This is a genomic window from Reichenbachiella sp. MSK19-1 (assembly GCF_003590315.1).
In the GTDB taxonomy this organism is placed as follows: domain Bacteria; phylum Bacteroidota; class Bacteroidia; order Cytophagales; family Cyclobacteriaceae; genus Reichenbachiella; species Reichenbachiella agariperforans.
Map to the genome: position 1 here is coordinate 293,482 of NZ_MIER01000021.1, position 14,981 is coordinate 308,462.

At 43.4% G+C, this 14,981-nt stretch carries 13 protein-coding genes; 11 read left to right on the top strand and 2 right to left on the bottom strand.

Going from position 1 to position 14,981, the window contains the following annotated elements; genetic code table 11:
• The first annotated feature begins 68 nt into the window (after positions 1 to 68).
• The 5 genes from BGP76_RS19190 to BGP76_RS19210 all read left to right on the top strand — a co-directional run bounded on the left by BGP76_RS19190 (position 69) and on the right by BGP76_RS19210 (position 7,277).
• Positions 69 to 1,505, top strand: a complete 1,437-nt coding sequence (locus BGP76_RS19190) for a hypothetical protein (protein WP_119845866.1) — start codon at positions 69 to 71, stop codon at positions 1,503 to 1,505.
• Positions 1,506 to 1,783: 278 nt separating this feature from the next.
• Entirely contained in the window at positions 1,784 to 3,367 is a 1,584-nt protein-coding gene (locus tag BGP76_RS19195; RefSeq protein ID WP_158584342.1) for an IPT/TIG domain-containing protein, read from the top strand.
• A gap of 168 nt (positions 3,368 to 3,535) precedes the next feature.
• A complete protein-coding gene (locus BGP76_RS19200) occupies positions 3,536 to 4,237 on the top strand; it encodes a DUF4469 domain-containing protein (protein WP_073122787.1) in 702 nt (233 codons plus the stop codon).
• A gap of 224 nt (positions 4,238 to 4,461) precedes the next feature.
• Positions 4,462 to 5,424: a YncE family protein gene (locus BGP76_RS19205; protein ID WP_119845868.1), complete on the top strand. Its 963-nt coding sequence runs from the start codon at positions 4,462 to 4,464 to the stop codon at positions 5,422 to 5,424.
• Positions 5,425 to 5,645: 221 nt separating this feature from the next.
• Positions 5,646 to 7,277 (top strand): S8 family serine peptidase, encoded by a 1,632-nt coding sequence (locus BGP76_RS19210; protein ID WP_119845869.1) that lies wholly within the window; start codon positions 5,646 to 5,648, stop codon positions 7,275 to 7,277.
• 101 nt (positions 7,278 to 7,378) lie between these two features.
• Here the strand turns inward: BGP76_RS19210 and ahcY are convergent, their stop codons facing one another.
• Positions 7,379 to 8,680, bottom strand: a complete 1,302-nt coding sequence (gene ahcY, locus BGP76_RS19215; RefSeq protein ID WP_073122784.1) for an adenosylhomocysteinase — start codon at positions 8,678 to 8,680, stop codon at positions 7,379 to 7,381.
• Between the two features lie 200 nt (positions 8,681 to 8,880).
• Positions 8,881 to 9,633, bottom strand: a complete 753-nt coding sequence (locus tag BGP76_RS19220) for a biotin--[acetyl-CoA-carboxylase] ligase (protein WP_119845870.1) — start codon at positions 9,631 to 9,633, stop codon at positions 8,881 to 8,883.
• Between the two features lie 39 nt (positions 9,634 to 9,672).
• On the opposite strand from BGP76_RS19220, the gene rsfS reads away from it, so the two are divergent.
• From rsfS to BGP76_RS19250, 6 genes are all read left to right on the top strand, one after another.
• Positions 9,673 to 10,044, top strand: a complete 372-nt coding sequence (gene rsfS, locus BGP76_RS19225; protein WP_073122782.1) for a ribosome silencing factor — start codon at positions 9,673 to 9,675, stop codon at positions 10,042 to 10,044.
• Between the two features lie 51 nt (positions 10,045 to 10,095).
• Positions 10,096 to 12,159, top strand: coding sequence for an ATP-dependent zinc metalloprotease FtsH (gene ftsH / locus BGP76_RS19230; RefSeq protein ID WP_073122781.1), 2,064 nt, complete (start codon positions 10,096 to 10,098; stop codon positions 12,157 to 12,159).
• Between the two features lie 76 nt (positions 12,160 to 12,235).
• Positions 12,236 to 12,991 (top strand): UDP-2,3-diacylglucosamine diphosphatase, encoded by a 756-nt coding sequence (locus BGP76_RS19235; protein WP_119845871.1) that lies wholly within the window; start codon positions 12,236 to 12,238, stop codon positions 12,989 to 12,991.
• Complete coding sequence (locus BGP76_RS19240; RefSeq protein ID WP_119845872.1) at positions 12,988 to 13,773, top strand: hypothetical protein; 786 nt, start codon at positions 12,988 to 12,990, stop codon at positions 13,771 to 13,773. The genes BGP76_RS19235 and BGP76_RS19240 overlap by 4 nt, the downstream gene beginning before the upstream one ends.
• A 27-nt stretch (positions 13,774 to 13,800) precedes the next feature.
• Positions 13,801 to 14,259: a DUF6452 family protein gene (locus BGP76_RS19245; RefSeq protein WP_119845873.1), complete on the top strand. Its 459-nt coding sequence runs from the start codon at positions 13,801 to 13,803 to the stop codon at positions 14,257 to 14,259.
• Positions 14,234 to 14,941, top strand: a complete 708-nt coding sequence (locus BGP76_RS19250) for a DUF6048 family protein (RefSeq protein ID WP_119845874.1) — start codon at positions 14,234 to 14,236, stop codon at positions 14,939 to 14,941. The genes BGP76_RS19245 and BGP76_RS19250 overlap by 26 nt, the downstream gene beginning before the upstream one ends.
• Positions 14,942 to 14,981: the final 40 nt, after the last annotated feature.

A 14,981-nucleotide genomic window follows, 5' to 3' on the forward strand; every position in this document is an offset into this window, starting at 1 on the left:
GCCCACCGACTGAGAGCCAGTGGAAATAATTAAAACGTAAAGACAAAAGTAAATAACCATTTTCAATAATGAAAACATTTAAATTTAATCAGCTAGTATTAGGTTTGGGAGTGTTGGCAGCAGTTGCTACTACTTCTTGCCAAGATCAATTGTTAGATTCACCTCAGCCAGATTTTAAAGGGTCAGCTGCTGCTGCACCTCAGGTGACATTAAGTGGTGTTTTAAGTAACAGAACACTCGACAGAGACACTGTATATATCCTAGACGAATTTGTCCGTGTACCTAGTGGAGTGACTTTGACCATAGAGTCAGGTACTTTGATCAAAGGGGAAACAGGTACTTTGTCTGGTAACCCAGCAACAGGAACACCTCCGGGTACTTTAGTAATCGAGCGGGGTGGAAAAATCGAAGCAACAGGTACTTCTACCGCTCCGATCGTATTTACTTCTAATGAAACTACGCCTGCTTCAGGAGACTGGGGTGGAGTGATCATTTTAGGTAAAGCTCCTGTTTGTTTCGACGGTACGACAGCAATCGAGGGAATTCCTACTTCTGCCTCTGGTGACAATGGCTATGGTGGAGTCAACGATGCAGACAACTCTGGTACACTACAGTATGTACGTATCGAGTATGCGGGTAACGTATTGGTAGATGGTGATGAGATCAACGGTTTGACACTAGGTGGTGTTGGTAGCGGTACGACTATCGATCACGTACAAGTGACACATGGATTGGATGACGGTTTCGAGTTCTTCGGAGGTACGGTCAATGCGAGCTACTTGATCGCTTCTTTCAATAAGGACGATGATTTCGATACAGATCAGGGCTACAGTGGACACATCCAGTTTGGTGTTTCTTTGAGAGATCCTAGTGTGTTTTCTTCTTTGCCTACGGGTGGATTTGAGTCTAATGGAGACAATGATGATGCTTCAGGTTGTAGTTTTACCAACGCTACTTTCTCTAACTTCACTGTGATAGGACCGATTGGGCCTAATTCTAGTAGTGCTGTGAACGTTGCATACAACTCTGGTGTATTGATCAGGGATGGCAGTGAGTTGAACTTGTTCAACTCTATTATCACGGGTTACCCTAACTATCAGTTGGAATTAGAAACTATAGCTGATTTTGATAATGACGATAACAGTACTACGGATGATGTGGTAAGTGTGGAAGGCGTGACTTTGGTATACCCTACATTTAGCCCATTCAATGCGCAGGGGACCAATGTAGGTATTTTTGATTTTGCCTTTATTGCAAACTATCACAATGAATCAAGCAATGCTACTAACACTGGAGCTGGTACTTCCCTTACGGATCTTACCGGGTTGAGTGCGTCAGCTTGGAATTTGACAGCTCCCAACTTTGTTCCTGACACAGAAAAGCCTTCAGATTTCTCTCACAATTTACTTTCTGGTTGCGTTTCTGTCGACTTCCGTGGAGCCTTTGGTAAAGATGGCGATGCAATAGAGGGTACCAACTGGGACTTAGGTTGGGAGCAGTTTTAATTTGATTTTCTGATTCAGAGAGAGACTCGGCAGCTTAGTCTATGCCATACTAGCGCTACCCCGCAAAGGTTATTTGCAATATGCCAGAGCACTGGTGTGTCATTCGTATGGGAGCAGGGTTTCTTTTTACCACTAAACCTGACGGGTTTTCAAAACCTGTCAGGTATCATTTAAGCTTAATATCCAATAACCCTCCAAGGGTTTTGAACCCCTTGGAGGGTTTAATTCATAAAGAATTCAAAATGAAATCGAACAATAAGAGTACATATACTAGAACGATGAAAAATTATACCGGGAAAGTCACTGCCACGATGTTGGCAGTTTTGATCACAATGGTCACACTGATCAGTAGCTGCAAAGAGGATGAGGGTGGAGAAGTGCCTGGAGGAGGAGAACTCACCATCACAGCCATAGATCCAGCCAAGGCACGTATCGGAGAGCAAGTGACCATCACAGGGACAGGATTTAATCCCGACTATAGCCAAAACGAAGTGAAGTTCTACGCAGGGGATGACCTCACTGGAGGTGAAGCGACCAAAATATATGAAACAGCCACGCTCATAAAGGGTACAGTGACTAGTCTCGTAGTAGAGGTGCCCGCCAAGGCGCAGGATGGTCACATCATCGTGATGGCCAATGGCGAAGAGCTGGAGTCGTCCATGGATTTCGTAGTAGATACATCCATAGGTAATCCCGTATTGACTAGCCTGAGTCCGACCAATGGCTACCCTGGAGCTGAAGTAGTGATCACAGGAGAAAACTTTGGTGAAAGTGTTGAGGCGATCGAGGTGAAATTTGACGAAGTAGTAGCTACCATATCCGAAGTGACCAGTACGACCATCACGACGGCTGTGCCAGAGGGCATGACCGAGGGAGAAGTGCAAGTAAATGTGAGCAGAGAGGGGACAGCAGCAGACAAAACCCTGAGCTATACGGTGAACAAAATACCCGTAGATGTGAAAACAGCTTATTGGACAGCAACTGATGGTATTTACCGTGGTATAATTAGTGAATCTGGTGTTATCATCACTAGGTTATATGCTGACGCAGATGAAAATTTTGGTAGTGCGAATGGTATAGAGGTTGATGTTGATGGTGGGCAAATTTATTTTTCAGACCAAAGCAATATTTTCAAGGCTCCTATCAATGGAGAAGGACCAGTGGAGTTGTTGTATGAGGGTATTAGTTCTACGGGAGATATTGCCATAGACAAAGTTTCTGAGTCAGTTTACTTTACAGCCAGAGATAGCTTTAAGCCGGTACTAACTACCAATAGTTATATTATAAAAGGGAGTCTCGATGGTACACAGTCATTGGATACGCTATATGTATTTGATAGAGATTTCAACCCAAGTAGTAATCAACATGAGGGACCAAGCCCAGTTTCACCTAAACTATATGTCGCTAACAATAAATTGTACTGGACGGATCGAGGAAAAACTTTAGGAGTATGGGAAGGTAGTCTAGATGGAACTGTGGAAGCAAAAGTATTATTTGATGCGACAGATGGATTGGTGGGGCCATCAGGAATTACTTTTGATAGAGAAAGTAGCAAGTTGTTTATTGCTGATAACGGACTTAGTTCTGGGCTTGAGAGTACAATTTACGTTGGTAATTTAAATGGAGAAGGTGATTTAGAAACATTAGTAGGTCCTGGTGACAATGTTCGCGCTCCTTCTGATATGGAAATCGATACTGAGAATGGGTTTGTATTTTGGTTAAATGTAACGAATGAAAATGAAATGGGAGAAACAGAATTGAACCGTGCCAGTTTGGACGGTGAGATTGTGGAAGTTTTATTTGATGATTTCAATTTTGCCAATTACTTCGATCTAGAGATTGGCGAAGTGCTGCCAGAGTAAGTCATATTCTATTTTGTATAGGCGTGTACTGATGGGTACACGCTTACTTTTTTAGTCCATACCTGACGGGTTTTCAAAACCTGTCAGGTATTAATTCTATCATACCACTAAGGATTTTTTTAGGTCTTGGTGGTTTTTCACTATCTCATATACTAAAAAAACAACACTATGTCACTACAATATACTCTGAGAGAAAACAAGATCACCAAGGACATACCAGATGACTATGTCGGTGTGCCCCATGCGGTCACTATACATACACGTGAAGAAATGATCCTAGCGATGACAGGGTCAGGGTCCATTCTGAAACCCACTGAATCCAATGCCGTCATAGATGCCTACTGGAGTCAGATAGCAGACTGGATCGGCGAAGGGGAAGGCTATGCGGATGAGTACATCAGTGTCCGTTTTAGCATCGGAGGGGTGTTCGTCACCATAGACGACCGGTTCGATACCGCACGCCACAGTCTCAATGTGATCACTTCGCTGAAGCAGCAGATGCTCAGTCGAGGGTTAGATGTCACACTACAGTACATCAAAGCGGATGATCGATCACCAGAGATCGAGAGTGTATACGACTGGGGCAGTGATACCGAAAACAAACAAATCACCTCAGGTCAGGCATTGGAGATCAAAGGAGAGTATCTCAAGATCCATGACAACACAGAGGAAGAAGGCGTGTTTTTCGTCAGTCAGTCAGGTGGGACAGAGATCAAAGCCGAGCGTATCCGGATCAATCAACCCCAGACACTAAGTCTGATGGCGCCTACGCTGGAGGCAGGAGACTATCGCATAGAGATCCGAAATACGGCATATAAAACCAAGACTTTGCGTACAGGGATCACAGGGGTCGTGTTCACCGTGGGGTGATGCATGCCCATACATGCGGACACTACCTACCCATACGTATGGGTAGGTAGTGTCCGCAGCTCTGTCATAGGGATACACGTCACTGTGGTAGGACATAGTAGTTCGGATAGCGTGGTAGATCGCTTTGTATCTTGAGATGACTGGTAAAAAATAATACAGCCATAACAATGGATGCTGACAAACAAAATAGATGACTACTACATTAGTCAACAGGATTTGAATCCATGAAACATAATATTTTTTTACTTTCCATACTTTTTATTTTCGCGATATCATCCTGTTCGGAAGAGGACCTTCCAGAGGTGGCGGTTTACTATACCTATCTCTACTGGACGAGTATGGCAGATCACCAGATTCTCAGAGCTGTATATCAGGACGATGTCTTGCTCCAGACTGAGGTGGTGTATGGCAGCCTCAAGGGGCTGGACACACCGACTGCCCTGGTCGTGGATGAGCCCAATCAGATGCTCTATTGGACTGATTTTTCTACCCGTCAGATACTCCGTGGAGCCTGGGACGGTAGTGGCAACCCAGAGGTGCTCTATACTGCACCGCTGAGGAGCTATGGCCCTGTAGAACTGGTCATGGATACAGAGCGACTGTACTGGACACAGCCCTATGATCAGCTCATCTTGTCTGCACCAGCCAATGGACTGGGGCCAGTAGATACTTTGTTTGATAGGAGTGATGGATTGAATGGTCCATGGGGGATTGATCTAGAGGTGTCGGCAGGGTACCTCTATTGGGTCGAGTACGAAGACAATGAGTTGTGGCGAGTTTCGCTAACCGAAAACAGTACCACAGAGCTCATCTATGCCGGAGGGAGCGGTTTTTTGAATCCCTATGGTATCGCCATCAGTGAGGGGACAGGAGAGTTGTTTATCACGGACAATGCCCTACCTGGAGCGGCCTATGCTGACCGCATACTGAGAGGAAGTCTGGATGGTGCCATGAAACTGGAGACCGTGTATGACGAGGAAGATGGCGTGAGCAATGCTTATGCTGTAGTGATCGATGAGTGGTCTGGAGAGCTATACTGGCTCAACCAGCTCAATGCAGGTAGTATCTACCGTGGAGGTGTCGATGGAAGGGCAACTGAAGAGCTGATCATGGATATCGCTTTGGGGCAAGGTCTATGTATTGTACGCAGTACGCATGAGCCCAATGTTTTAATGCAATATAAGTAAGGGATAATGAATCATGAGAATCAAGTGATCTGTGATCATAAACATAAAAGAAGTGTAATTAGTAGAAAGCTAGTGTGGCGGGTTCTTCTCGGATTGATAGGCATAGAGGTAGCTGTGCTATGTGCTTTCTTGTTTTGGAGATAGCTGCTATGAGTCTATGTTGTTAGGTTTTTTCAACCATAGGAGTAGGATTGAAGTATGGTAACAAACAAGGTTAAGTGATGAGAATGAGTCTTAGCGTATGGTGGTTCTGTATGGGTATACTCTGGTGTGTGTGTAGTACGCTATCAGCTCAGCCACGATTGATTGTCAAACTCAAAGAAGGTCAGTTGTTTTCCTATCCAGACAGTCAATCCAGTCTGAGTAGAGTTATCGATGAACATAAACTGGCGATCCCGGCTCGAACTCAGTCTTTGTCTAGAGAGAGTCTTGAGGAATCATTGTTTGTACTAGAGTTTACGGGCAGTAAGCCTTTGGATAGCTTACTCGATCAGTACCACCAGTCGGAGTTGTTTAGTTACGTCGAGCCAGATTATATAGGACGCGCGGCGGGGCAGTCAATGGACGTACCTAATGACCCAGAGTTTGATCAGCAGTGGTATTTGTACAACGACGGTACCTTCAATTTTGGGACTCCAAAGGCAGGAGCAGACATACAAGCATTGTCAGCTTGGGAGCGGTCACAGGGCAGTGCATCCATCACCGTAGCAATCATAGATAGCGGCATCAATCCTGACCATGCGGAGTTTGCTGGACGTCTATGGCGAAATGATGATGATCGATATGACGGTGAAGACAATGATCACAATGGATATATCGATGATTATTTCGGTTGGGACTTTGTCAACGAAGACAATGATCCTATGGATGACAATGGACACGGTACAGCAGTCGCAGGCGTCCTGGCAGCCAATGGTAATAATGCTTTGGGGTATGCAGGCATAGACTGGAACTGTCGCTTGATGATTTGCAAAGTCGTGGATGGGAGTCAGGTCGGCTACTATAGTGACTGGATTCGTGCGATCTACTATGCGGTGCAGGAAGATGCCGATGTGATCAATTTTTCTCTCGTAGGAGTAGATGATTCTAGGGCTCTGAAAGAAGCGGTGGATTATGCCTATCGCAAAGGTGTGCTGATAGTAGCTAGTATGGGCAATGGCAATTCGTCGATTCCTAATTATCCAGCAGCATATCATCACACGCTGGCTGTGGGAGCAAGTGACCCAGATGATCAGCGTAGTATGGCGTTTAATGGTAGCCCTTCTAGAGGAAGCAACTATGGCGACCACATAGATATCATCGCACCAGGTAATTATATCTTGGGTCTGAACCAGTACAGTACGGATCGTCCTGGAAACATATGGGCAGGCACCTCTATGGCTGCACCGATGACAACAGGTGTCGTATCTCTTTTGTTGGCAATAGATGAAGATTTGCCTCCTTCTCAAGTGACTGCAATCATGACCTCATCCTGCGAAGATCAAATAGGAAGCACCCAAGAAGATGTAGAGGGCTGGGATCCCTACTATGGATGGGGAAGAGTCAATGCAGCAAGAGCGCTAGCGTCTCTGATCGATCAAGAGACTGTACTGGAAGAAAACGAAATATTGATCTATCCTAATCCTGTAGCGAATGTGATGAATTTGAGACTAAAGTTGCCTGCCTCATCTAAGCTATCCATACTGATCGTTGATGTAGAGGGGCGTGAAGTGGAGCGCTTTTCTTTGGTAGTGGACGAGCAAAGAATTGGAGAGCTCGAGGTAGATCTGAGTACACATCCCGCAGGTCTGTATGTGATGAAAGTGCAGAGCCAGTTCGGGACGAGTATCCACCAGTTGATGATTAGGCATTAGGATGGATTGAGCAGTATGGCTATTTACGTTACTTCTTGATGAATAAATAAAAAGCCCCATCGGTAGGATGGGGCTTTGATTCTTTTGAGAGGTGCTACTGATTAGTATCTGTAGTACTCTGGTTTGTATGGGCCTTCTACTGTTACGCCGATGTATTCTGCTTGCTCTGTAGATAGTACGTCTAGCTCTACACCGATTTTTGCTAAGTGAAGCATTGCTACCTTCTCATCGAGGTGTTTAGGGAGCATATATACTTTGTTTTCGTATGCATCGGTGTTTGTCCAAAGCTCTAGTTGTGCCAATGTTTGATTGGTGAACGAGTTAGACATCACGAATGATGGATGCCCTGTAGCACAGCCCAAGTTGACAAGTCTCCCCTCTGCTAGGAGCACAATCTCTTTGCCATCTAGCGTGTATAGGTCTACTTGAGGTTTGATTTCGTCTTTAGTAGCGTTGGTATTCAACCATGCTACGTCGATTTCATTGTCGAAGTGACCAATGTTGCAGACGATAGCTTTGTCTTTCATCGCTTTGAAGTGACGATCTACGATGATGTCTTTGTTACCAGTAGTGGTCACGATGATGTCACCTTCTTTGACTGCATCATCCATTTTCTTCACTGCAAAACCATCCATTGCAGCTTGTAACGCACATATTGGATCGATCTCCGTCACGATTACTCTCGCGCCAGCACCTCTTAGAGATGCAGCAGATCCTTTTCCAACGTCACCGTACCCAGCTACGACGGCTACTTTACCAGCCATCATGACGTCTGTTGCTCTTCTGATCGCATCGACGAGAGATTCTTTACAGCCGTATTTGTTGTCAAATTTTGACTTGGTTACCGAGTCATTGACATTGATAGCAGGCATAGGTAGCGTGCCTTTCGCTTCGCGCTCCTGCAGTCTGTGTACACCCGTAGTAGTTTCTTCGGATAGACCTTTGATGTCTTTGACGAGTTCAGGGAATCTGTCGAGTACCATGTTGGTCAAGTCTCCACCATCATCTAGGATCATGTTGAGTGGCTTTCCTCCCTCGAATGCAAAAAGCGTTTGCTCGATACACCAGTCAAACTCTTCTTCGTTCATGCCTTTCCATGCGAATACTGGGATGTTAGCAGCAGCGATGGCAGCAGCAGCGTGATCTTGTGTAGAGAAGATGTTGCACGATGACCATGTCACCTCGGCACCTAGCTCGATCAAAGTCTCGATCAATACGGCAGTCTGGATGGTCATGTGTAGACATCCTGCTATTCTAGCTCCAGCGAGTGGTTTGCTGTCGCCATACTCTTCTCTCAAGGACATGAGACCTGGCATCTCTGCTTCGGCGAGTTTGATTTCTTTTCTTCCCCAGCCTGCAAGACTGATATCCTTTACTTTGTTTTTTACTTGTGTATCTATCATTGCTTTATATTTCAATCCTCCTTTGCAAAGGAGATGGTTTTGATTTTCTGACGCTTAACGTCCGAGTGTTGGTTCAGGTTCTATTCTGTATACTAACAGGCATGCCTGAGATTAATGCCATTTGTTTTTGGATGGCAAAGTTAAACTAATTCATGGAAATAAACCGTCACCAATTTACACCAATAGGTAGGCTAACCTCTTTATATAAAGGAGACTTCTTTGAAGTCAAAATGATGGACATTCCCTTTTTCTTCTATCATCAGTTTGCCATCAGGGGCGATTCCTGTGATTTGTCCGTGGAAAATTTTTCCTTCGGCTTGATAGCGGTGTGTTTCGTGGATTCTGTAAAGTATCTGCTCATATTTGGCAGCTAAGTTGGCGAGAGGTTCTGATAGTGGTTCGTACAGTTCTTCCATAGCGATCAAGATGTCTTCTGCTATTTGATCTATATCAAAGGTCGTTTGGCGAACCTTTGCTAGGCTAGTGGCTTTGTCAAGAGTAAAGTGCTCTTGATTGACATTGATTCCAATACCAATAATGGCATAGTCTATTTGAGCTCCTCTAAGTGTGTTTTCGATGAGTATGCCGCCTATTTTTTTGTCGCCATAGTAGATGTCGTTGGGCCATTTGACTTTGAGTCCTGGAGGTAAAATAGGGGATAAAGCTTCGTGAACAGCTAATGAAATCATCTGATGGAGTCGGAACTGATGGGAGATGTGTAGCGATCTAGGCTGGAGAACGATAGAATAGGTCAGGTTCTTGCCAGCGTCGGACTGCCACGTGTTGCCACGCTGACCTTTGCCATGGGTTTGATCAGCGGTCATGACGATCAGTCCTTCAGAGGCGTGCCGATTGTTAACCAATGACATGGCGATTTCATTGGTAGAGTGACATTGTGGCAGAAAGATCACCTTTTTTCCTATAAATCGAGTTTTGGCAAAGAATTTATGCAAGATTAATTGATTAATTTTGTACGAAATTATAGACAATATATGACAGAAGTAAAGGAAGCCCAGAAATCTGATAGTTTAGAAGAGGTAGTGGTTCAAGGAATGCAGGAAAGAAAGGCTTCAGATATAGTTGTCATTGATTTGAAGAATATAACCAACTCAGTTGCTAATTATTTCGTAATTTGCTCTGGTACTTCGGATACTCAACTAGAGGCGATAGCCCAATCAGTGGAGGACGAAGTATACAAGACCTTGAAAATAGACCCATGGCATAAGGAGGGTAGAGAAAACAAAGAGTGGATTTTGCTCGATTATGCCGATGTAGTGGTTCACATCTTTAGAAAAGATCGAAGAGAATTTTACTCGCTCGAAAAACTGTGGGGCGATGCTATATTGACTCAGATCGAAGATTAATAACCTAGAATAGGAATAAGCGTTAACAAAGACTTTTAGAATAAAATTATAATGGCGGAAAAACCAAAAAATAAAAATACAGCCACACAACCCAATAAGCCCAATTATCAGATTTGGGTGATTATTGGCTTGATGACTTTCATCTTTGGCATCTCGTATTTTTCCAATAACAATTCAGCAAAGGAGATTTCTTTTAAGCGATTCGAAAGTATGGTGCTCAGTAATGACATCAAGAAAGTGACGCTGATAGGGAATCAAAATATCGTAGAAGTAACGCTGAACGAGGAGGCATTAGACAATAGCAAATACAAGCTAGAGCTAGAAGATCAGAATAGTCTAGGAATGTCTACAAACGGCCCTCAGTATTTCTTTAAAATAGAGAGCAAGGATATATTCGTCAAGAAAAAAGATGAATTGAATGCTAGGCTAAATAATGGCCCACAGTACGAGTACTTGGTTGATGAGCGTTCGGATTATACCAATATTTTCTTGAATTCTGGATTTTTCATCATCATCATCTTCGGGTTTTGGTTCTTGATGAGAAGAATGACCGGTGGAGGAGGCCCTGGTGGACAGATTTTTAATATCGGAAAATCTAAAGCGGCGCTTTTTGATGCGGAGAACAAAGTCAAGATCACCTTTGACAATGTAGCAGGTCTAGACGAAGCGAAGGAAGAAGTAAAGGAGATCGTAGAGTTCTTGAAAACGCCTACCAAATTCACCAAACTAGGGGGTAAGATTCCGAAGGGTGCATTGCTCGTAGGCCCTCCTGGTACAGGTAAGACTTTGCTGGCAAAGGCTGTCGCTGGAGAGGCTGGCGTGCCTTTCTTTACGCTGTCTGGTTCTGACTTTGTAGAGATGTTTGTGGGGGTAGGAGCAGCGAGAGTGAGAGATCTCTTCAAGCAAGCCAAAGAAAAGGCACCGTGTATTGTGTTTATCGATGAGATCGATGCAATCGGTCGATCTAGAGGAAAAGGGCAGATGCCTGGTTCTAATGATGAAAGAGAAAATACGCTTAATTCTCTGTTGGTAGAAATGGATGGATTTTCTACAGATACTGGGGTGATTATCCTAGCAGCAACTAACAGGCCAGATGTATTGGATTCTGCATTGTTGAGACCAGGACGTTTTGATAGACAGATTGGGATAGACAAGCCAGATATCATTGGTAGAGATGCTATATTCAAAGTGCACTTGGAGCCTTTGAAGGTTGCGAAAGATATAGATTCTAGAAAGCTAGCTGCTCAGACACCTGGTTTTGCGGGAGCAGAGATTGCTAACGTTTGCAACGAGGCTGCTTTGATCGCGGCAAGAAAGGATAAAAAGGCAGTAGATGCTATTGATTTTCAAGATGCTATCGATCGTGTGATTGGTGGTTTGGAGAAGAAGACGAAAATTATTTCTCCTGAAGAGAAAAAGATTGTAGCCTATCATGAGGCAGGTCACGCAGTGGCAGGATGGTACTTAGAGCATGCAGATCCATTGGTCAAGGTGAGTATCGTGCCGAGAGGTTTGGCTGCCTTGGGGTATGCACAGTACTTGCCTAAGGAGCAATACCTGTATCAAACGGAACAGCTTTTGGATGAAATGTGTATGGCACTAGGAGGTCGAGTTGCTGAGGAGATTATTTTTGGTAAGATATCTACCGGCGCGCTCAGCGATCTGGAGCGAATTACTAAAGTAGCCTATAGCATCGTGACGGTATATGGTATGAACGAGGCTATTGGTAACCTTTCTTTCCATGATTCTAAGCAGTCAGAGTATAATTTTAATAAGCCATATTCGGATGCTACTGCCGAGAAGATTGATAAGGAAGTGAAATCTATTATCGATCAGGCTTACGCGAGAACGAAAGCTCTGTTGATCGATAAGCGTGATGATCTTGAGAAAATTGCTCAGTCTTTGTTAGAGAAGGAAATTATTTTTCAAGCCGATCTAGAGCGTTTGATTGGAAAGAGGCCTTTCGAAAAGGAAACAAATTATGAGGCTTTTACTAACGGAAGCGGAAGTGATAAAGGACCTCAAGAAATGAAGAATGAGGAGGCGCTAGAAGAGTTAAAAACTACTGTTAAGACTGAAGTAGAGGAAGAAGATTCTACGAACGAAAAAATGTAGAGAGGGATTGTAGTCGCTCTCTGCTGATTAATTATACTAAAAAACTAATTTGGGACTTTGTGTCCCATTTTTTTTGATGAATATCGACATCCCCATATTAGCTGAAGGTAAGAAGGTTTACTTCGCCAGTGATTTTCATCTCGGTGCGCCTGATTTTGAGACGTCTTTGGACCGGGAGCGACGGATCATAGCGTGGCTAGATTATGTTGCTGCTGATGCGCAAGTGCTATTTTTGGTGGGAGACTTATTTGATTTTTGGTTCGAGTACCGGCATGTTGTACCTAAGGGGTATGTGCGTTTTTTAGGAAAACTTGCGGAGCTGTCAGATCGTGGGATAGAGATTGTTGTCTTCGTAGGGAATCATGACCTATGGCTTGGCGATTATCTAAAAGAGCAGTTGGGTGCGACTATTTTGCATCAATCGCAGTCTTTGATCATCGGGGGACGGAAGTTTTTTATTGCACATGGGGACGGCTTGAATCCCTTGGATGGTAAATTTCGCGTAATCAAGAAAGTGTTTACTAATCCAGTGTGCCAATGGCTGTTTAGTTGGCTGCACCCTGATGTCGGGATTACATTGGCCAATTTATGGTCAGGAAAAAGCAGGCATAGTCAGAAGGGGACGAGTTGTGATAAGCATTTGATCGCACATAGTGAAAGAATTCAAGGATCTCAATACCATGATTTTTATATCTATGGTGATAGTCATGTAGATCGCTATCATGAGTTGTCAAATGGAGCTGTGTATTGCAATCTTGGAGATTGGATCGATAGAGATAGTTATGCTGAGTTTGATGGGGAAGAACTGAAACTACTTTACTTCTCGCTATGAGATCGATACTTGTCATCGGATGTGTACTAGTTTGGTCGATGGATGTCTCAGCACAGTGGAGACTGTATAAGGAGGTTAGTTGGAAAGATGCTGATCAGTTGGAGTTGGATGGCAAGGGTGCGATGTATGTCACTAGGACTAATGGGGATTTAGCGAAGTTCACTGCTGATGGTAGCTTGATGTTGGAATACTCACCGCTCGTCAACAATAGAGTGCAGCAGATAGATTTTAATAGTCAGTTCAAAGTGTATTTGTTCTATCAAGATTTTCAAGAGACTGTTATTTTGAATCGATACCTATCCGCTCCTGTCAAATATAATTATGCGGACTTTGGTTTTGGGTTTGTCTCAGATATAGCGCCAGATTCACAGCAGACTATCTGGCTTGTGGATATGAGTAGTTTTTCTTTGATTCGAATAGACCCTGGACGAAATGAAGTGCTCGAAAGGAGGAGTCTCGCTCAAGTCCTAAACCAAGGAAGCGCTACTGATGTTGTCATAAAGAATCATGACAACCGGAGTTATTTGATAGACTCTAAGCAAGGTGTTTTTGTGTTTGATAATTTGGGAAATTTTCTTTTTGAACTAGAGGTGGTTGCGGATGAGATAGGTTTTTTTAGAGATGAATTATATTATGTGAATGAAGGTATGTTACAGTTTGTGAACCTATACAGTCAAAAGAAGAGAGCTTTGCCCTTGCCTAAAGTCGCCTCTAATAAGTTTAGATATTTTGACGGAGTGCTCTACCTTCTTGAAGCAAACGGATTCAAGATATATAAGTAACTTAGCAATCGAAATGTTAGTGATGAGATGAAGAATTTCGTGTTGTTTTCTGTAGTGATTTTAGGGTCACTGTTTTTTTTGATGGCTTGTCAGAATGAGCCTGAATGTGATTTGGAGCGTCCCTATGACGAGATAAATATGGGGTTCTACGATTTCGAGACGTTGGAAATTGATACGTTGAGATATGATTTAATAGGAACAGCAGGGTCGGATTCATTGTTGTACACGAGCGCTGATACTTTGTCTGTTTTTACTTTTCCTCTCAATCCATCTGCTGATACATTGGCTTATTATTTCGTAACAGGTGTTTCTATTGACACGATTCAATTGAAGTATGATAGGAAATTGGAATGGCTGTCTGAACGATGTGGTCCATTTTTTAAGTATCAAAACCTAAAGATAGTGTATCATACATTTGACTCTGTTTCGGTCATACAATCAACAATTGATAGTTCTATTGATGAAAATATTCAAGTATATAATTAGTCTGGCAGCCTTGCTGTCGGTGGCACAGGCTGAGGCACAGGTTTATGAAAAAAGAGTTAGGGACTGGAAACCTTCTGAGTTTTTTATTGCTGCTGATGTAGTTGGATTAGGGCGATTAGCTTCAGGGGATGTTCAGACCGAGTTTCAGGCTAAAATCGATTTTGATTTTTATTACTTAGCCGTAGATGCGGGACGGACTGTGCTAAGTTCAAGCGGTGATGGTTTTGATTATTCGAGTAAGGGTAATTTTTTTAGAGTAGGGCCACAAATCAATCTTATTCCTTATAATAAGAACCGCAATGTTATATGTTTTGGGTTGATGTATGCACAATCTGATTTTTCGGATAAGATAGATTACTCACTTACTGCGGAGGACTTTTGGACTGAAAAACAGCTGGCTTTTAGCAATGATGATTTACAAGCGAGATGGTTGGAGGCTACTATGGGCTTGAATGTACGAATAGCAGGGCCACTTTATATGGGGTACACTATTCGTTTTAAATTGGCGAAAGACCTTGATGGTGTAGATACATTAGAGCCCTTTGAGATACCTGGCTATGGAGAGGCGTCTAAGACAAGTGCTTTTGGATTTAACTACTACGTGATTTACCGTTTTGGATTCAGGAAAAAGCCAGTACCAGCCAAACCACGTATGATATCGCCAAAGCAACCTGAAAACTAAAAGAGTATTAAGGGAAATGAAAAGCAGGATTTCTCCTGCT

Coding starts and splice junctions, on each gene's coding strand:
- BGP76_RS19190 (WP_119845866.1), top strand. CDS start 69: ATGAAAACATTTAAATTTAATCAGCTAGTATTAGGTTTGGGAGTGTTG.
- BGP76_RS19195 (WP_158584342.1), top strand. CDS start 1,784: ATGAAAAATTATACCGGGAAAGTCACTGCCACGATGTTGGCAGTTTTG.
- BGP76_RS19200 (WP_073122787.1), top strand. CDS start 3,536: ATGTCACTACAATATACTCTGAGAGAAAACAAGATCACCAAGGACATA.
- BGP76_RS19205 (WP_119845868.1), top strand. CDS start 4,462: ATGAAACATAATATTTTTTTACTTTCCATACTTTTTATTTTCGCGATA.
- BGP76_RS19210 (WP_119845869.1), top strand. CDS start 5,646: ATGAGAATGAGTCTTAGCGTATGGTGGTTCTGTATGGGTATACTCTGG.
- ahcY (WP_073122784.1), bottom strand. CDS start 8,680: ATGATAGATACACAAGTAAAAAACAAAGTAAAGGATATCAGTCTTGCA.
- rsfS (WP_073122782.1), top strand. CDS start 9,673: ATGACAGAAGTAAAGGAAGCCCAGAAATCTGATAGTTTAGAAGAGGTA.
- ftsH (WP_073122781.1), top strand. CDS start 10,096: ATGGCGGAAAAACCAAAAAATAAAAATACAGCCACACAACCCAATAAG.
- BGP76_RS19235 (WP_119845871.1), top strand. CDS start 12,236: ATGAATATCGACATCCCCATATTAGCTGAAGGTAAGAAGGTTTACTTC.
- BGP76_RS19240 (WP_119845872.1), top strand. CDS start 12,988: ATGAGATCGATACTTGTCATCGGATGTGTACTAGTTTGGTCGATGGAT.
- BGP76_RS19245 (WP_119845873.1), top strand. CDS start 13,801: ATGAAGAATTTCGTGTTGTTTTCTGTAGTGATTTTAGGGTCACTGTTT.
- BGP76_RS19250 (WP_119845874.1), top strand. CDS start 14,234: ATGAAAATATTCAAGTATATAATTAGTCTGGCAGCCTTGCTGTCGGTG.